This window comes from Thauera terpenica 58Eu, assembly GCF_000443165.1.
Taxonomy (GTDB): domain Bacteria; phylum Pseudomonadota; class Gammaproteobacteria; order Burkholderiales; family Rhodocyclaceae; genus Thauera; species Thauera terpenica.
Genome location: NZ_ATJV01000045.1, coordinates 64,782 through 83,307, shown reverse-complemented (window position 1 = coordinate 83,307; position 18,526 = coordinate 64,782). Strand labels below are relative to the sequence as shown.

Annotated in this window: 16 protein-coding genes; 4 read left to right on the top strand and 12 right to left on the bottom strand. The window is 62.9% G+C overall.

The features are described from left to right. Positions 1-758: 758 nt before the first annotated feature. From M622_RS26245 to M622_RS26220, 7 genes are all read right to left on the bottom strand, one after another. On the bottom strand, positions 759-1,835 hold the full coding sequence (locus M622_RS26245; protein WP_021248569.1) for a calcium/sodium antiporter: 1,077 nt from the start codon (positions 1,833-1,835) through the stop codon (positions 759-761). A 128-nt stretch (positions 1,836-1,963) separates the two neighbouring features. Further along, entirely contained in the window at positions 1,964-2,383 is a 420-nt protein-coding gene (locus M622_RS26240; RefSeq protein WP_021248568.1) for a hypothetical protein, read from the bottom strand. A 316-nt stretch (positions 2,384-2,699) separates the two neighbouring features. Beyond that, entirely contained in the window at positions 2,700-5,375 is a 2,676-nt protein-coding gene (locus M622_RS26235) for a cation-translocating P-type ATPase (protein ID WP_012584330.1), read from the bottom strand. Positions 5,376-5,699: 324 nt separating this feature from the next. Continuing rightward, positions 5,700-5,999 carry a hypothetical protein gene (locus tag M622_RS0120015; RefSeq protein ID WP_012584329.1) on the bottom strand — a complete coding sequence of 100 codons (300 nt, stop codon included), beginning with the start codon at positions 5,997-5,999 and terminating at the stop codon, positions 5,700-5,702. A gap of 30 nt (positions 6,000-6,029) precedes the next feature. Continuing rightward, positions 6,030-7,121 carry an AI-2E family transporter gene (locus M622_RS26230; RefSeq protein ID WP_012584328.1) on the bottom strand — a complete coding sequence of 364 codons (1,092 nt, stop codon included), beginning with the start codon at positions 7,119-7,121 and terminating at the stop codon, positions 6,030-6,032. Positions 7,122-7,146: 25 nt separating this feature from the next. Then, positions 7,147-8,022: a protease HtpX gene (htpX, locus tag M622_RS26225; RefSeq protein ID WP_012584327.1), complete on the bottom strand. Its 876-nt coding sequence runs from the start codon at positions 8,020-8,022 to the stop codon at positions 7,147-7,149. A 37-nt stretch (positions 8,023-8,059) separates the two neighbouring features. Further along, the gene (locus tag M622_RS26220; RefSeq protein ID WP_012584326.1) at positions 8,060-9,394 is read right to left on the bottom strand and encodes a hemolysin family protein; all 1,335 of its coding nucleotides are present in this window, start codon (positions 9,392-9,394) and stop codon (positions 8,060-8,062) included. Between the two features lie 628 nt (positions 9,395-10,022). Here M622_RS26220 and M622_RS26215 point away from each other — a divergent pair. Both M622_RS26215 and M622_RS40110 read left to right on the top strand, forming a co-directional pair. After that, positions 10,023-10,985 carry a TerC family protein gene (locus M622_RS26215; RefSeq protein WP_012584325.1) on the top strand — a complete coding sequence of 321 codons (963 nt, stop codon included), beginning with the start codon at positions 10,023-10,025 and terminating at the stop codon, positions 10,983-10,985. 51 nt (positions 10,986-11,036) lie between these two features. Continuing rightward, positions 11,037-11,636, top strand: coding sequence for an OmpA family protein (locus M622_RS40110; protein WP_012584324.1), 600 nt, complete (start codon positions 11,037-11,039; stop codon positions 11,634-11,636). A 168-nt stretch (positions 11,637-11,804) separates the two neighbouring features. Here the strand turns inward: M622_RS40110 and M622_RS26205 are convergent, their stop codons facing one another. The 4 genes from M622_RS26205 to M622_RS26190 form a co-directional block, all read right to left on the bottom strand. Further along, positions 11,805-12,668 carry a GIY-YIG nuclease family protein gene (locus tag M622_RS26205; protein ID WP_021248562.1) on the bottom strand — a complete coding sequence of 288 codons (864 nt, stop codon included), beginning with the start codon at positions 12,666-12,668 and terminating at the stop codon, positions 11,805-11,807. Then, a complete protein-coding gene (locus tag M622_RS26200) occupies positions 12,665-14,005 on the bottom strand; it encodes a restriction endonuclease subunit S (RefSeq protein ID WP_021248561.1) in 1,341 nt (446 codons plus the stop codon). Before M622_RS26200 ends, M622_RS26205 begins: the two co-directional genes overlap by 4 nt. Further along, entirely contained in the window at positions 14,002-15,837 is a 1,836-nt protein-coding gene (locus M622_RS26195) for a type I restriction-modification system subunit M (RefSeq protein ID WP_021248560.1), read from the bottom strand. Before M622_RS26195 ends, M622_RS26200 begins: the two co-directional genes overlap by 4 nt. Before the next feature lie 117 nt (positions 15,838-15,954). Next, on the bottom strand, positions 15,955-16,203 hold the full coding sequence (locus M622_RS26190) for a helix-turn-helix domain-containing protein (RefSeq protein WP_021248559.1): 249 nt from the start codon (positions 16,201-16,203) through the stop codon (positions 15,955-15,957). Positions 16,204-16,347: 144 nt separating this feature from the next. On the opposite strand from M622_RS26190, the gene M622_RS26185 reads away from it, so the two are divergent. Then, positions 16,348-17,658: a hypothetical protein gene (locus M622_RS26185; RefSeq protein ID WP_021248558.1), complete on the top strand. Its 1,311-nt coding sequence runs from the start codon at positions 16,348-16,350 to the stop codon at positions 17,656-17,658. Positions 17,659-17,926: 268 nt separating this feature from the next. Further along, positions 17,927-18,145, top strand: a complete 219-nt coding sequence (locus M622_RS26180; RefSeq protein WP_021248557.1) for a hypothetical protein — start codon at positions 17,927-17,929, stop codon at positions 18,143-18,145. 110 nt (positions 18,146-18,255) lie between these two features. Here the strand turns inward: M622_RS26180 and M622_RS26175 are convergent, their stop codons facing one another. Next, a complete protein-coding gene (locus M622_RS26175; RefSeq protein ID WP_157281965.1) occupies positions 18,256-18,471 on the bottom strand; it encodes a hypothetical protein in 216 nt (71 codons plus the stop codon). Positions 18,472-18,526 lie beyond the last annotated feature (55 nt).

The window sequence follows — 18,526 nt, the reverse complement described above, 5'->3', positions numbered from 1 at the left end:
TTTCAAGGTAGGTCGTCGGCGCAGACGTCATGAAAAACGCGGTGGCGCTTGGGTTCGCGGCCACCGCGTCAGCGGTTTAGTTCAACGTGTCCTGCAAGTTACTGTTTAAATGCAGGAACCACGCGCAAGACAAGATAACAAGACGGGAATAGCAGCAGCCGACATTTTAGCGAGCTGATGCGACCCATCTGACACATAGGCGTATAGCATGCCGCCATTGCCCGAATGGCCGCTATCCGGATCAGGTGGCGACCGGCCGCTTCTGGCCGGAGTCGTGAGGTCACGAACGGCAGCTTCGTGGCAGCGAAACTCACAGAAGGCCACCGTGCCTCAGCGGCGGCTTCGGGGAAGTCCGGATGCCCGGTTTGGGTCGCTATGCGACTGACGTCTCTTCGAGTTCGTCGTCGGAACGTTGTCGTTGAGTTTTCGCTTCCCGGAAGCAGCCGTTCGTCGCCGAGTGCTGACGACCCAGACCGGACGGTCGCTGAATCGAGGGCTTTGCGACGTCTTCCTGCAGAAACCCGCCATTCGCGAGCGACCTTTGAATCGATGGAGAATCTGCGTATGCATTGCGACGTCCCGTTTGGACGGAACGGCGCGGACTCATCAATATGCGGGCAGGAGGCAAGGCCCGGCCATCAACAGCAGCAAAGTGCCGTGTGCTGCGGTCCCGTGGGCGTGCGCCAGGGTTTGCATCGACACCCGCTCTTCGGATAAGGCTGCGGCTGTTTCACGTAACCGCTGCACGATGGGCGCCGTCATGTTGCGGACGGGCGGCGGATCACCACCACCACCAGTGTCACCACGGTAAGCGGTATGACAAAGCTCATCATCACGCTCGAGAAGACGGGCAGCACATCATGCTGCTGCGCCGCCAGAAGCAGGTAGGCCACGTAGGCGATGTAGTAACCCAGAAAGACGCCGCCTTCCCAGCGCGCGATCTCGCGACCGGTCATGAACACCGGCAGGCAGGCCAGGGCCACCGCCAGCATCACCCAGACATCGAAGGCCAGCAGCGATGGCGCCATCGCCAGGCCAAGGTCGCCCGACACCAGCCCCGACAAGCCCAGGCAGCCCAGGATGTTGAAGGTGTTGCTACCGACGACGTTCCCCACCGCGATATCGCGTTCGCCCTTGATCGCGGCTGTGATGCTGGTAGCCACCTCAGGCATGCTGGTGCCGGCGGCGACGATCGTCAGGCCGATGACGAGGTCGCTCACACCCATGGCCTTGGCAAAGTTCACCGAAGCCTGGACCAGGTAGTCCGAGCCGAAGACCAGCGCCACCAGACCCGCAGCGATCAATCCTATCTGCACAGCCCAGTGGCTGTCCCAGGCTCCGGTCTGAGCTGGCTTGATCTCTTCGGCAAACTCGTCCTTTGCGGCTTGGGTCTCGCGCCGCGATTGCACGACCAAGAATACGGTGTAGGCCAACAGCAGGGCAAACAGGAAGCCCCCGTCAAGGAACGAGAGCCTGCCATCCAGAGTGAGCGCCAGCAGCAACAGGCTTGCGCCCAGCATGATCGGCACCTCCTGCCGGATCAACTGGATGTTGACTACCAGCGGCGTGATCAGGGCACTGATGCCCAAGATGAACAGCACATTGAAGATGTTGCTGCCCACCACGTTGCCGATGGCAATGTCGGTCTTGCCGTCGAGGATGGCGCCAACGCTCACCGCAACCTCGGGCGCGCTAGTGCCAAAGGCAACGATGGTGAGCCCGACGACAAGCGGGCTGATACCGACGGACATCGCCAGCTTGGACGCACCGCGAACCAGGATGTCGGCGCCGATAACCAGCAAGGTCAGGCCGCCGAGGAACAAGAGAAGGTTCATGATCAGTTCCTGCAGAGCTCAAAAAGTTGCCCAATACGCATTATCCGCCTTGCGCGAACAGCCAAGAAATTGGCGATGGACCACTTGAGCACGGCGTCGAATACCCTTACGCGGAGGGGTGACTCCCGTCATGCCGCCAACCGACTCGCCGGTTGCGGCCCGGAATCACCGCTGTGGCGGCGCCACATTGCAATGCTCAGATGCAGCCCCGCTCCAAGCAGGAGCAGCAGCGCACTGCCAAGACCCCAGATTACCCAGGCCACCATGGTCAGGCCGCCCGCCAGCACTGGCATAGCCTGCAACAGACCTTCCATGACCGGCACAAAACCTGCCAGCAGCGAAGTCATCGCCTGTGCGATCTCCGGCGGCACCCAAGACGGTAGCCATTCCGGCAGACGCAGCCCCTCGACACCTGATGCGACACCGGTCAGCGCGCTGGCATTCGAAACCGACCAAACGGCAACTGAATGCAGCGCCCAGGCTGATAGCGACCAGAGTGCGAGTAGGCCGAACACCGAAAACCAACTGAGTGCGTAGAACAAGATCATCTCCTGGCTGTATTGCAGTAACGGAAGCCATTCTTACACTGTTCAACGTTCGAATTAATCGTTTATGAGGATGGTAAGCTTCCGTTTTTTCGACGAACTTTTGATCGCAGCGCGCTAATTAGCGCCCCGAACTGGGAACGACTTGTACCTGGGCTAGAGTGGCCACCGGAATCGCAGATCCGCCGTGAGGGTGCCCTACAGCTCCTGGCCGGACTGAGACCTTCCCCAGTGATGCGGCAAGGCCGTTCTCTGGTAATTCGGTTGAAGGGGACCGGCCTGTGCCGGCAGAAAGAACCGGCCCCATGCAGATCTGCTGTCACCTCACCAGCCTGAACAACAGCTTGCGTGCCTCTTCGAGCAAAAGCGTCGAGGATGCGACAGCACTGGCAATCAACCAGTCATTCACACTCAGGTCGACGGTGTCGAACACCGTCTGCGCTGGCGCCCAATGCACCACGACGACTTGCAGCAGGACCACGCCCAGCAGGGCCACCCATAGCTTCCCATTGCTGAAGAACTGGCGATTGAAGGCGCTGCCGTGCTCGGTGCGGGCATTGAAGATGTTGAAGAACTGGAAGAGCACGAAGGTTGTGAAGGCCAGCGTCATCGCGCGGGCGGTATCGCCCGAGGCCATGGCCCACGCATAGACGCCCAGGGTCCCCACCGCCATGGTCAGCCCGTACAGCGCGATGCGCCACATGCGCTGCGGCGACAGGATGGCGGCATCGTCCGAGCGTGGCGGCTGGTCCATGATCCCGGGGCGGGCCGGCTCCACGCCGAGGGTCATCGCCGGCGGGCCGTCCATGATGATGTTCACCCAGAGGATCTGCACTGCGGTGAAGGGTGTCGCCAGGCCCATGAAGGGCGCCCCAAGCACGGTGAGAATGGCGCCGATGTTGGTCGACAGCTGGAAACGGACGAACTTGACGATGTTCTCGTAGATCGTTCGTCCCTCGCGTACGGCGCCGACGATGGAGGCAAAGTTGTCGTCCGTGAGCACCAGGGTGGCAGCCTCCTTGGTGACTTCCGTGCCGGTGATGCCCATCGCCACGCCGATGTCGGCACGTTTGAGCGCAGGCGCATCATTGACGCCATCGCCCGTCATCGCCACGACATGACCGCGCCGCTGCAGCGATTCCACGATGCGCATCTTGTGCTCCGGCGCCACCCGCGCGAACACCGCGCTGCGTTCGACCAGGGCGGTGGTGGCCTCCTCGCTCAGGCCATCGAGCTCGCGCCCCTCATGCACCTCGCCGACCAGCCCGAGCTCGCGCGCGATGGCGGCGGCCGTCAGCGGATGGTCGCCAGTGATCATCTTCACCTGGATCCCTGCAGCATTGCACTGTGCAATCGACTCGCGCGCCTCGGGGCGCGGCGGATCGATGATGCCGACCAATCCGTACAGGTTCAGGTCCTTCACCCAGTCCATCAGGTCAGCGGAAGGGTCGAACGCAGACGCCGGAATCCGGCGTCCGGCGAGCGCGAGCACCCGCATCGCGCCCTCGGCGAGCTGCTGATTGGCACGGAGCAGCGTTTCTTGCGCGTCCGTGTCGAGCGCGACCTCGCCGTCCGGGCCTTGCATGCGCGCGGCGCGACTGATGAGCACGTCCGGCGCACCTTTCACCCAGATCTGCACCGCGTCGCCATCATGGTGGAAGGTCGCCATGAACTTGTGTGCCGAGTCGAATGGCAGCTCGGCAATACGCGGGGTGTGCCGGTTCTGCAACGCAGGATCCACCCCCGCCTTGACCGCGAGCGCAAGCAATGCGCCTTCAGTCGGGTCGCCGATCAGCTGGCCGTCCTGCAGGCGTGCGTCGGCGCACAAGGCGGCTGGGAGCAGGAGTCCATGAAGCTCGGTGCCGGCAGCGCGCCCCTCTTCGTCGAGAATGCGGCCAGCGGCGACATAGCCTTCGCCTTCGATGGCGTAGCGGCGACCTGCAGCGTGCAGCACGCGAGCGGTCATCTGGTTCAGCGTCAGCGTGCCCGTCTTGTCCGAGCAGATCACCGTGGTGCAGCCGAGCGTCTCGACTGCGGCAAGCTTCTTGACGATCACGTGGCGCCTGGCCATGCGGTGCATGCCGAGCGCGAGCGTCACCGTGACCACGGCCGGCAGACCCTCGGGGATCGCGGCGACGGCGAGGGCGATGGCCGTCATCGCCGTCGTGATCAGGTCATCACCACGCATCAGCCCGGCCACGAACATCAGGCCGACCACCACGGCGGCGATGAACGCGAGACGCTTACCCAGCGCATCGAGCTGGATCTGCAGGGGTGTCGAGGACTCGGCGGTCTGAGCAAGCAGCCCGGCCAGGCGCCCCATTTCGGTGTGCATGCCGGTTGCGATCACCACGGCTTCGATGCGACCCCGGGTGATCACGGTGTTCATGAACACCATGCAGACACGTTCGGCGAGGGATGCGCCGCCATCCACCGCCCCGGCGGTCTTGCCGACCGCATGGGACTCGCCGGTCAGCGCCGCCTCGGCCACTTCGGCCCCATGCGCCTGCAGCACCCTGGCATCGGCCGGCACGCGATCGCCCGCTTCGAGCAGCAGGATATCGCCCGGCACGAGCTCTTCGGCAGGAACGACGCGGGTTTCGCGATCACGGCGTACCCGCGCGCTTGGCGCCAGCATGCCGCGCAAGGCGGCCAGCGCGTTCTCCGCACGGCGCTCCTGGAAGAAGCCCAGCGTCGCGTTGAGCAGAACGACCACGGCAATGACCGCCGCATCCTTGATGTCGCCGATCAGTCCGGCGAGCAGCGCTGCGCCGATCAGGATCCCGATCAGCACACTCCTGAACTGGTCGAGAAACTTGAGCCATGCGGGGCGCGGAGGCTTCTCCGCGAGCCGATTCGGACCATGGCGCTGCAGCCGGACAGCAACCTCCGTCTGCAGCAAGCCGGTATCGGGGGCGACCTCAAGCTTGCGACAGACGGCCTTGTCGGGTATCGCATGCCAGGGAACCACGGAGGGGCGCGTGTTCGTGTCCAAGTTCGACTCCACAGAAACAACAAAGGGTCTGTTCCCGAAGGACACAGACCCTTGCATGTTGTCGCTGCACGGACCTTGCCCACGGGCAAGGTCTCGCTTGTAACGGATACGCTCGTTACCCCCGGCACCGGGAAGTGGTCATTCGATCAAACTTCCGTGATGACGATGCCGGGACGTGTGAAGCTACTCCCCTTGATGCGCTCGAGTGTAAGTGGGTCAATCGCAAAGTCAACGGAGGCGAGCCGATCGTCCGCCAGGATCCTTAACGGTGGCGTCATTCGCTTCGTTGAGGAGCACTGCGCGCGATTGCCGTTCGAGCATCCTTCAAACCAGCAACGTACAACCGAACCAGGCAATCGATCCGCCCCTGTGGATCAGGTTGGATCCGGTATTCCGGTGCACACTGAAGACGAGGAATAGGTTGTAGGGGATCAGCAGGAGGTGAAGCGCCAACCAGACAGAGCCATCGACGCCTTTTGCGAGCAAGATCAGCGCAATCAGGCCCATGACGCCATTGACCAAGGTTCCGACGATCGTCAGGTCCCACCAGAAGAGGCTGCGCGCGGGCCGATGCCCGTTCCAGCGGGCACTGAAGTAGGTCGGAAAGGCGCGTTTCACTGCCATCTCAGCATGTCCTTCAGAAGCTGCGCCGGCTCAACTCTTGCTTGTGGATGAAGCATGATTGAGGCTGACTAGGTCGGACTCCTCGATCCATTCCCGCCATACCGCCATCAGGACTGCCAAGACCACCGGCCCCAGGAAGAGGCCGACCAGGCCAAATGCCGCCAAGCCACCGAGGACCCCGAACATCACGAGCAGGAACGGTATCTGGGTTGCGTTGCTGATGACAAGGGGGCGAATGAGGTTGTCGACCCAGCTCACGACCAAGGTTCCCCATAGCAGCAGGCCGATGCCGGCGGCCGTATCGCCACTGACGAGCAACCAGACGCCCAGGGAGCCCCACGCGAATGGAGTGCCGAAGGGGATCATCGCAATCAAGGCGGTCACCGCCCCGAGCAGCACCGGCGCGGGAAGGCCCGCCCACCAATAACCCAGCCCAGCCACCAGGCCTTGCCCCAGCGCGGTCGCAATCAGCCCCCAGACCACCGCTTTCGTCATGCCACCGACAGCGGCGAGGTAGGCGTCGACCCGCTCGCCCAGAAACCGGTGCAGCACCACCTGGACCTGGGCCAGCACACGGTCGCCATCGCGGTACAGGAAAAACACGGTGATCAGCGCAAAGCCGAGCTTGGCGGCGTTCCGCCCCACATCGCCGATGAGTGCGACCGCTTGGTCGCTGCCCTGCCGCACCCACTCGGTGAGTTGTGCCCTGAAGGCGTCGGGGTCACCGGTAAGGCTGTCGAGGAGCGACTGCAGCCAATCGCCCACCCACGGCATCGAGCGAATGAAATCCGGGAGCGCAAGGGAGCCCGCCTTGATCTGCGCCGTGACCGTGGCAATGGCCACACCGACTTCCGTTCGCAGCAGCGCGCCCATCCATAGCGCGGGCAGAATGAATGCAGCGCTGAGCAGCAAGGTCATCAGCAGCGCGCTGACCGTCGGGTAACGCCTCAGGCGCGCGCGCAGCTTCCGATAAAGCGGCCAGGTCGCAAATGCAATGATGATCGCCCAGGCCACGGGTACGATGAAAACGTGCAGCACGGCATAGCTGAGGACCAACAGACCGCCGAGCAGGAAGCCGAGGATGACTCTGCGGACAATCTTCTCGGCAACCTGATCGATCATGGGGATTCGCGAGGAGCTTTAGCGGTCAGCGGGATTGCAGTGCGCGGATGCGCTCTTCGATCGGCGGATGGCTCGCGAACAGGGCCATCCACGCAGGGCGGCCTGCGATGCCGGCGGTGGCGACGTTCTGCGGCAGCTCGCCCGCCTCCAGCCCGCCGAGGCGGCGCAGCGCGCCCACCATGGGCTGGGCGCTGCCCATCAGTTGTGCGGCACCGGCATCGGCACGGAACTCACGCTGGCGCGAGAACCACGCAACGATGATGCTGGCGAGCACGCCGAAGAGGATGTCGCAGACGATCGTTGTCACCATGTAGCCAATGCCCGGGCCGCTCGACTCCTCATCGTTGCGGCGCAGGAAGGAATCGACCAGGTAGCCGACGACGCGCGACAGGAACACGACGAAGGTATTCACCACGCCCTGGATCAGGGTCAGCGTCACCATGTCACCGTTGGCGATGTGGGCGACTTCGTGAGCAAGGACGGCCTCGGCCTCTTCCCGCGACATGGTCTGCAGCAGGCCGGTGGATACCGCGACCAGGGAGCTGCTCTTGCTTGCACCGGTCGCAAAGGCGTTCGGGTCGCCCTCGTAGATCGCGACCTCGGGCATCGGGATCCCGGCGCCCTTGGCCATGCGGGCCACCGACTCGACCAGCCACTGTTCGGTGGCGTTGCGCGGCTGGTCGATCACGTGGGCGCCAGTGCTCCACTTGGCGATCGGCTTGGACATCAGCAGCGAGATGAAGGCGCCGCCGAAGCCCATGATGGCCGCAAAGCCCAGCAACGCCCCGAGGTTCAGCCCGTTCGCGGTGAGGAAGCGGTTGACGCCCAGCAGGTTCGCGACGATGCCCAGCACGAGCACCACCGCCAGGTTCGTGGCGAGGAATAGCAGAACGCGTTTCATCGAAAACTCCATCAGAAAATTCGTGTGTTGCCACGCCTCAGGCTTGCGAAGGCGCCTGAGACTCGCTTTCGACGATCGTCTCAGGGGCCGGTTCCGGCCGTTGCATCGCCAGTACCTTGTCGATGCGCTTGCCGTCGAGGTCGATGACCTCGAAACGCCAGTTCTCCCAGGTGGCGATGTCGCCGGTGTTGGGCAGGCGGCCGAGCAGCCACATCACCATGCCCGACAGCGTGTGGTATCGCCCCTTTTCTTCTTCGGGCACGGCCTTGATGCCCAGGCGATCCTTGAACTCGACGATCGGGATGAGTCCATCGAGCAGCCAGGAGCCGTCCTCGCGCTGCACGGCCCACGATTCCTTCGTGTCGTGCGGGAGGAACTCGCCGGTCACGGATTCGATGACGTCGTGCAGCGTGACCATGCCTTGCACCTCGCCGTACTCGTCGATCACGAAGACGATGTACGTGCCGGAGGCCCGGAACTGATCGAGCAGTTCCATGCCGGTGAGCGATTCGGGCACGTAGACCGGCGCCTGCAGGTTTTGTGTGAAGTCGACCGACTCGCCACGCACCATCTGGGAGAAGATCTGCTTGGCGCTGACGATGCCGAGGATCTCATCCAGCCCATCCCGGCACACCGGGAAACTCGAGTGCGCGGATTCGGCCACCAGCGCGAGGTTCTCATCGAGGGGGCGATCCACGTCCAGGGTGACGATGTCGGCACGCGGCACCATCAGCGAGCCGATCTGACGATCGTCGAGGCGGAACACGTTGCGCACCATCTCATGTTCGCTCTTCTCGATGACGCCGGCTTCCGAGCCCTCATTGAGCATCGCGTGGATTTCTTCCTCAGTCACGCTGGGGCCAGTCGTCTCGCGTTGTCCCATCAGACGTAGCAGCAGCGCGGTCGAACCGGCCAGCAGATAGACGAAGGGGCGCGAGGCCATGGCCAGCACATTCATGGGCCGGGCTACGAGGCGGGCGATGCCCTCCGGATTGATCTGGCCGATGCGCTTGGGGACGAGCTCGCCGACCACGATCGAGACGTAAGTGATGACGACGACGACCAGCACGGTCGATCCGATCTCGCTGGTGCGCTGCTCCATGCCCAGCGTCTGCAACCACTCCGCCAGCGGGCCCGCGAGGGCCGCCTCGCCGACGATGCCGTTGAGGATGCCGATCGAGGTGATGCCGATCTGGATCGTGGACAGGAAGCGCGTGGGATCCTCGCCGAGCTTCATGGCGACTGCGGCCGAGCCGTCACCGTCGTCCGCAAGCCGTGCGAGGCGCGCGCGGCGCGCGGTGACGAGCGCGATCTCGGACATTGCAAAGACACCGTTGAGCACGATGAGGGCGATGAGTAAGGCGATTTCCATGGTGTAGGTTCAGCGCAATGCGCAAAGGGGAGGACGAGCGAAGGCCTGCCCGCAGGCATGGCCGAGAGATGAACGCAGGGGACCCGCCCCACACGGCCACAAGGGCGCATGGCGCGTCCGACAAGCCCCATCACGGAGGGCGTCGTATCGTTTCGTGTGCGTGGTAAAGCGTCTTACGAACCAGGGACAACATCGACCTGGGACGTCTTCCGGAGACAGATCGCTTCCATCGTCCGGGGATGCAGAGAGAGTTCTCTGGAGGCGGGTAAAACGACTCATAGAGCGGAGTGCAGAACACCCCGCGCAATCCTTTATCTGTTGCGACGAAAATAATCATGCCCGAGTTGGGGGGCCGTGTCGATATCTGAAAGAGGATCCTACTCACCACGGTCCTTGACTTTGCTGTAGCGCAACATACACTCGCTCTCCATCAAGGGGAGTAGCTTTTCACGCTGCAGCATCGTCATCACGGTAGGATCGTCGCAATACGTCCTCCCGGTGCTGCAGGCAACGACATCGTTGCAAGCGAGACCTTGCCCGAGGGGCAAGGTCCGTGCGAGCGAAGCATACGCAAGGGTCTGTGTCCTTCGGGAACAGGCCCTTTTTGTTTTTGTGTGCGGAGCGCGCGATGGAATCGATCGGAACGTGGTGGATGTGGGCGGCCTTTGCCGCCATCGTGGTGACGATGTTGCTGGTCGACCTGTTCGCCTTCGGCGGCGGCAAGCAGCACCGGGTGTCGCTGAAGGAAGCGGCGGGCTGGTCGCTCGCCTGGGTCACGGTGGCGATGCTGTTCGCCGCCGGGCTGTGGTGGTACCTCGACGGCACGCTCGGGCGTGCGCTGGCCAACGAGCAGGCGACCGCCTTCGTCACCGGCTACCTGGTCGAGAAGTCGCTCGCGGTCGACAACGTCTTCGTGTGGATGATGATCTTCAGCTTCTTCGCGGTACCGCTGGAGCTTCAGCGCCGCGTGCTGCTGTACGGCATCGTCGGCGCGATCGTGCTGCGCACGATCATGATCTTCGCCGGAAGCTGGCTGATCAACGAGTTCCACTGGCTGCTGTACGTCTTCGGCGCCTTCCTGATCGTCACCGGCATCAAGATGGCGTGGTTCTCCGAGCACGACCCCGACCTCGAGAAGAACCCCCTCATCCGCTGGATCCGCAACCACTACCCGGTCACCGAGAAGCTCGAGGGCGAGCGCTTCTTCGTGATGCGCGATGGCGTGCGCATGATGACCCCGCTATTCCTCGCCCTGGTCCTGGTCGAGATCTCCGACGTGATCTTCGCGGTCGACAGCATCCCGGCGATCTTCGCGATCACCACCGACCCCTTCATCGTGCTCACCTCGAACCTCTTCGCCATCCTCGGCCTGCGCGCGATGTACTTCCTGCTCGCCGACCTCGGCGACCGCTTCGAGCTGCTCAAGTACGGCCTGGCGGCGATCCTGGTCTTCATCGGCACCAAGATGTTGATCGTCGAGTGGGTGAAGATTCCCGTGCTGGTGTCGCTGTCGGTGGTTGCCACCATCCTGGCGTGCTCGGTGTTCGCCAGCCTGTGGTACTCGGCGCGCAAGGCGAAACCCGTCGTCTGAAGAGGACAGGCCTCGAACAAGATTGGCGGCAACAAGGAGAGGAATCTGACCATGACAATCAAAGCACGCGTACTCACTCACACCCGGGTGACCGCAAGAGCAAAGCGGCAATGTCCTCTGCTCCCTGCCTTCGTGTTACTCGGGCTTGTCGGATGCACGGTGGTACCCGATCAAGGTCTGCAGTCAGGAAACAGTGCCGAGGGCATGCGGGTGCAGGGAGCATCCACCCATCCGATTGCAGGCGGCTCCTCGGCTGAGCTGGCTGCATCGAGGGCTAGCCAGTCCTCGTTCGGAGCGGCAGACACCGGGATGCCGTCCCTCGCAGAGGAACCGGTTGCCGTCATCGAGCTGCCGCCGATTGCAGACTCCCTATCGCCCGAAATGACCGCCCGTCTGCGCGAGGTAGCCGAGGCAGCGAAGGCCGACGAGCGCGTCACACTTTCGCTGGAAGGCTTCGTGCCCGATGGTGGAAGTCCGCAGTTGAACATCGGTCTCGCCGAGCAATCCCTGATGGTTGTGCGCAAGCAGTTGATCGCCATGCGCGTGCCCGTTGGCCGGATACAGATCATTCCTTTTGGTGAGCACCACAACCGTGCACGCTCCCCCACCAATCACTGGGTTGAGATTTATGTCCGCGTCCGTGATCGCTGATGCCCGGCGAAGAGCCGGCCAAGGTTCTGCTCAGGGAGACCGTCGCTAAGCTTGTGGCCAAGTTGCAGATCATCCGCTAGTGCGGCAGGTATCCGGGCGAAGCTGACGGCTTAACGATTCACGCTCCAGAGCGTCGGGGGGCAGCTTGTGGCCGCAACCGGCCTGAATTCACCCTCCCCGCTTCACCTCGCTCAGCGTCTCCCCGCGCGCCGTCTTCCAGTCCAACCACCCGTTCGACGCCGCCGCGCACACCACCGCCGACGCGCCGCTCGGCGAGGCAAACAGCACGTCCTCGGTGAACACGGTGGCGTCGCCATCGACCACGATCCTGCCCTGCTCGATCAGCGCGTTGCGGCGCTTGGCGAAGGCGTGATGCTCGAAGGCCCTGGCGATCTGCGCGCGGCCCTTCGAGCCCTTGAGCACGACGAAGCCCTCGGCGGTGTATTCGCCGCGCGCGTCGGTGCCGGCGCGGCGGCAGTAAAAGAGTTCGGCCTCGCCCGCCGGGCCGGCGGGGTTGGCGACGGGGTCGAAGAGCGGGTGGCCGAGGGTGGCGAGCAGCGTGCGGCCGGTGTCGAAAATCTCCATGCAGTCGGCTTCGAGCGGCGCGGGGGTGTGCGGCCGGGTGCCCGCGTTGCCGTTCTCGGTGACGTAGCGCCCGGCCTGGCGGGCGGCCTGGATGCACTGCCATTCCAGGAACAGCCCGTGCGTCTGGGTGAGGCTGGCGGTGCGCGAGATCAGCACCAGCGCGCGCTGCCAGAAGTCCTTGTCCTTGTTGTGGCTGGCGAGGCGCTTGCGCAGGTCGCCGGTCTGGCCGATGTAGACCCTGGGCTCGGCGCCGTCGTCGCTTTGACCGAAGAGGAAATACACCGCCACCTGCTCGCTCTCGGGCATGGCGAGGAAGACGTCGAGCTGCGGGCGCGGCACCTCGATGAGCTGCACGATGCGGGTGGTGATCTCGGCGATGCGGATGCCGCGCGGGTCGCCGAGCGGCAGGAAGATCTGGATGGTCTGCGGGCGCGCGGCGGGGGTCATGCGGGCTCCGGGGTGGGGTCGGCGGTGGCGACGGCGAGGTGGCGGACGTCGATCTTGCCGGTGACGGCGGCGGAGATCAGGGCAGTGCGGCGTTCTTGTAGTAGTTCGACGGTGGCTCGTGCCTCGCTAACCAAGTCGTCGATTTCCGACGTAGCGCCGTCAACATAATTTGCGATCTCAACTTGTTCGCTGAATGGCGGCTCAGTCAAAACGTAGTTGGCAATGGTCGAGACGTTTACATGGGGCGAGGTCGCCCCGACCGTATCGACTTGTCCTTGGCGATAAGTCACATCCGAGTTCAGTTGCCACATGAGGAAGCGAGGCGCAATGCCGGCGCGAGCGCGGAACTGCATCATCCGCTGGCCAAGGCAGAGGACCGGTTCGTCAGGAACCGTGGCAGCGTAACCCCAGCGTTCGCCTTCACGGCCATAGACAATGTCTTGCGGAACGAGCTTCGCCCGCCGTGTCCGTTTCAGATACTCGACCTCGTCGAGGCGATATGCATTCGACAAGTCGAGCGCACCGGCGTCGACGTCAGCAGTCCTGACAACCAAGTAATCGCCATCGGGACAGTACGTGGGCGTTTCATGCGGACAGTCAATGATGTGGCTTGTGGAGTATTTGAGCTTGGTCAGCGTCCAATGCGCCGGCACCTCCCCCAGCCACGCCACCCCGGAATCCTTCATCGGCACATCCGGATCCAGCCCCTTGGTGACCGCGTGCGAGATCAGCGCCTGGCGCTTTTCCTTCAACAGCGCGATCAGGCTCTGCTGCTCGGCGACGAGGGCGTCGATCTTGGCGGTTTCGCGGTCGAGGAAGGCGGCGATACGCGTCTGCTCCGCGCTCGGAGGCAACGGGATGTTGAACGCATTGAACTCGTCTGTTGGTAACCTCCAGCGTCCGAGCAGGGACGAGCCTTGACCGAAGGGGAAGAAGATCTTTCGCTTATATGCGTTCTGAAAAAGATACAGAAAGTACCGGCTGCAGGCTGCGGCGTTTCTCAGACGAAACACTCGATAGTCTGGACTGGTGACGCCGATGGTTTTCGAGACATCCACATAGCCGGTGAGAAGATCCATATGGTTCATCGCGAAGTCACCGATCTCGACGAGCTGATACTTCGAGTAGTCCATTGACAACTGCCCGCCACCGCTCTCGGTGTCCTTCACTTGAATTCCACTTTGCGTAATTGAGAGTACGTCAAACCCTTCCGTACCCGCGATCCGCTTGCAGATCTCAAAAAGCTGTTTGATGCGGGATATCTCCCAGTGACTGGGCACCTCCCCCAGCCACTCGACGCCCGAGTCCTTGTACTCCGGATAACGCGGAAAGCTCATCCCGCCAACCCCTCGATCATCTGCTTGATCCGATCCATCGAGCGCTTGAGGTCCGCGTCGATCTCCGCCAGCGGCCGCGGCGGCTCGAAGACGTAGAAGTGGCGGTTGAAGGGGACCTCGTAGCCGACCTTGGTCTTGTCGTGGTCAATCCAGGCGTCGGGGGCGTGGGGCAGCACCTCGCGCTCGAAGTACGCCTGCACGTCCTCGGACAAGGGCACGTTCTCGGTGTCGCGCAGCGCGGTGTCGGGCTGGGGCTTGCCTTTCTGCTTGCCGCGCTCGCCGAGCACGATGTTTCCGGCGGCGTCGCGCTGCGGGCGTTCGATGGTGATGGTGCGGTAGCCGAAGTCCTCGTTGCGGAAGACGCGGGCGATGGGCACGCGCTTGACCTTGCCGCCTCCGGGCGGCGTCGGCAGCTTCACGTCCGGGAACAGCGTGACGCGGGCGACTTCCTTGCCCTGGGCGTCGCTGACCACCGCCTGCTCCACCTCCAGAAAGCCGCCAAAGATGCGGGTGATCTCGTCGATGTGGGCCTCGGACAGCTCCTTGCGCTTGGAGCCGAGGCTCTTTCGCATCTTCTGCCAGAAGCTGGAGGCGTCGATCAGTTGCACCCAGCCCTTGCGGTCCTCGACCTTGCGGTTGGTGAGGATCCACACGTAGGTGCTGATGCCGGTGTTGTAGAACATGTCGGTGGGCAGGCCGACGATGGCTTCGACCAGGTCGTTCTCGAGCAGGTAGCGGCGGATCTCGGACTCGCCCGAGCCGGCGCCGCCGGTAAACAGCGGCGAACCGTTGAGCACGATGCCGATGCGGCTGCCGCCCTGCTCACCCGGGCGCATCTTGGCGATCAGGTGCAGCAGGAAGAGCAGCGAGCCGTCCGACACACGCGGCAGTCCCGGCCCGAAGCGGCCGGCGAAGCCTTTCTCCTCGGCCTCGCGGCGCACCTCCTTCTCGACCTTCTTCCATTCCACGCCGAAGGGCGGGTTGCTGAGCATGTAGTCGAAGAGCTTGCCGAGCAGGCCATCCTCGGACAGCGTGTTGCCGAGCACGATGTTGCGCACGTCCTGGCCCTTGATCAGCATGTCGGCCTTGCAGATGGCGTAGGACTCGGGGTTGAGCTCCTGGCCGAACATGGTGAGGCGCGCGCCGGGGTTGATGTCGAAGAGGTGCTCGCCCGCCACCGACAGCATGCCGCCGGTGCCGGCGGTGGGGTCGTAGATGGTGCGCACGATGCCGGGCTTGCCGAGCGCGTCGTCATCCTCGATGAAGAGCAGGCTCACCATCAGGCGGATGACCTCGCGCGGGGTGAAGTGCTCGCCGGCGGTCTCGTTGGAGATCTCGGCGAACTTGCGGATCAGCTCCTCGAACACCAGGCCCATGTGCACGTTGTCGACGCGCCTGGGGTGGAGTTCGATGTGGGCGAACTTCTCCACCACCAGGTAGAGCAGCCCGGCCTTGTGCAGGCGCTCGACGGTGTTGGCGAAGTCGAAGCGCTCGAAGATGTCGCGCACGTCGGGCGCGAAGCCCTGGATGTAGCTGTGCAGGTTGGCGCGCAGGTGGTCCTGGTCGCCGGCGAGCGTGGGCAGGTCGAGCGCGCTGACGTTGTAGAAGGGCACGCCCGACTTCCTGAGCACGAAGGGCTCGAAGGGCAGCCCGGCCTGCTCCTTGTCGCGGTACTCGGCGAGCACCGCCGCCTTGGTCGGCGCCAGCACGCAGTCGAGCCGGCGCAGCACGGTGAAGGGCAGGATGACGCGGCCGTATTCGGACTGCTTGAAGTCGCCGCGCAAAAGGTCGGCGACCGACCAGATGAGGGCGGAGAGGGCTTGCTGGTTCATGCGGTTGTTCTTGTAGGTCGTGACCTACGCATTATGAACGACCGATCGAGCGAGATGGGTTGTCGGAGGCCCGCTTGAGCAAGACGGCGATCTCCACGACCGACGAACTGGCGCCCGTCAGGAGGCGCTCGTCTTCTTTTCTTTGTTGAGCTCGTTGGCTGTGAGATCCAACAACTCGCCGGGTCTTCGTCGAAGAGCTGCCGCGAGCTTCAGGATGGTCGTGAGGCTCGGCTGCTGCTGGCCCAGCTCCAGCAGGCTGACATAGGTTCGCCGCAGATCGGCCTCGAAGCCCAACTGCTCTTGGGTGAGGCCGGCCTCTCGGCGCACATGCCGCAATACCTTACCGAACGCCTCCCCTGCATCCACCGCTGCTCTCCCTCCCACGATAGGAGGAATTTCACGGCTGGCATATACTTCAGTCTTCCCACAACCATAGGAATGACGGCCGAGCGTTCGTCAAGAGAGGGCTCGAGTTCAGCGCCCTCTGCCTAGGAGAGTAGGCAGTAAACGATGGCCGTTGCTGAAGATAAATTGTCTGCAGAACGCACGTTTGGGGTTGCCACTGATGAAGCGATCATTTCGCTCATCAACGCTGCGCATGATCGGGTAGTGTTTATAGGGCCCGGCTTGTCGGAGTCGGTTGCGTCAGCGATTGGGGCGCGCATGGAGTCGCCGGAAAGTCCTAAGCTTTCCATCACTGTGATCCTGGACAGCGATCCGGAAGTGTTCCGCTTGGGCCTGGGCACGATCGAGGGACTCCAGCGCGTCAGCGACTATGCGAGTCTTAACCTGCTTGAGCTCCGGTGCCAGCCGGGAGTACGGGTAGGGGTCATCGTGGCCGACGAGCGGATGATGGTCTACGCCCCCGTTCCTTTGCTCGTGGAAGCGGGCTCGACGTCTGCCGAGAAACCGAATGCGCTGCTATTGACCGGTCCATCGGCCACGACAGTTGCGTCCGCGGCGGGCGCAGCCGGTGAGACGCTTCCGCAAGCGGCCGAAATTGGTGGCCAGGCGATGACCCCTAAGATGATAGAGACGGCCAACGATGACCTGAAAATCAGCCCAGTGCAGCCTTTTAATTTATGTAGGCAGGCTCGGGTCTTCAGTTCAAAAATTCAGTTTGTGGAGTTCAGCGTTGAACGCTACCAGACGACTCAAAAGACCGTCCGTATCCCAGCGCATTTGATGGGTCTCGACGGCGACCTTGAGGAGCGCTGGAGGACTAGCCTGCGCGTTCTAGACGAGGGCGCTGCGTCCGTCGAAATCGAAGTCTGTAGTGGTAACGGTAAGAAAAGCGCCAAGGTCAACGTTAGTCCAAAGTACCTGGATAACGAACGAAAGCGGATACAGGAGAAATACCTTATCTCGGTTACTGGTATGGGCGCTGTGATGTTCACGAGGGACCAGTCTGCCTTCGACAGTGAGGTGAAGGCGTTCGAGCGCCTGCTGACGAGCTATCACGAAGCGCTCACGGAAAAGTTGAAGACCTCGCTGGATGGGATCGTTGCCCAAGTAGTCCAGCGGTTGCTACCGAGCGTGAAGACGAGGTTGCCGGCAGCTTACACACGACGGGGTCCGCCGGCCGACGATGACCTCAAGCAGATGCTGACCTACGATATTAGCCGTGCCATTAGCGTTGGGAGCCTCATCAAGCCGCCAAAGGTGACGAAGATATACAAGGGCATTTCGTACCAGTCGGTCCGATCAAAGGACTTCCTTAGCAGGCTTGAAGATGGTTTCCGGAAAGCTAACGTGCCGCCAAGCCAGACCCGTGACATCTTCGACGAAACCAGTGCAGCATTGAAAGCTGACGAGTGGTAATTGAATTTACTTCGAAACAACCCAGAACCCGACCCGTTAAGCGATATTTTGTCCTGGGATGCCCTATACACATCTCTGGCGCGGCAATGACCAACTCTAACGACAACAAACCCGAGATCTTGGATGTGCCGGCCTTTCTGCGAGATCCGCAACCATCGAGCCGGTTAAGGTGCCCGACGCTGCTCGTGGCATGGCTGCGGAAAACGGGCGAACCCCCGGAGCCAGAGCGCGACGCTTGCGCCACCGGCGACGCCAACGAGGATCGTCCTTGATCTCCGGGATCGACCTGGCACTGGCCGGCGCGGCGGCGGTCATCGCACTCTTCGCCCTGAATCGACTTAGGAGACGTCGGCGCAAGCCTGAGATCGAGATCCCACCGTTTCTGCGTGGCACGGCGGCCCCCGACGACGACACCGACTGCCGCTTCAAGGGAAATTGGACGGAAATCCACCCTTTGCCGAAACGCTTCGAAGATCGCGACGACTGACGAAGTCGGGCCTCTGCAGATCAGTCGCATCCATTTCCGCCATCGCGACAGCCTCATGCGGATGAGGCGCCCGAAGTGCTAGCTCAAGACCCGAACGCGGCAGATGGCCATCAGTCAGCGGGTTTGGTGATGTGGTAGATCAACTTCTGGAGCCAATTGAGGCTGCGGTACCGCTTCTCCTCCTCGACCGCGAGAGCGACCTGCTTGAGGTGACTGTACCGACCGATGACGAGGTATGGCTCAGCCCCACCCAAGTGGCCTGTCCTGATCTGGTCGGCGCCATTCTGGCAGTCATTAGCGTTGTCTTCCTTAATCTGGCGCATCATCCCCTCCATGCTCGTTTAACGCGGTTCCCGTAGTGCAACAGCAGTCGCCTTGACC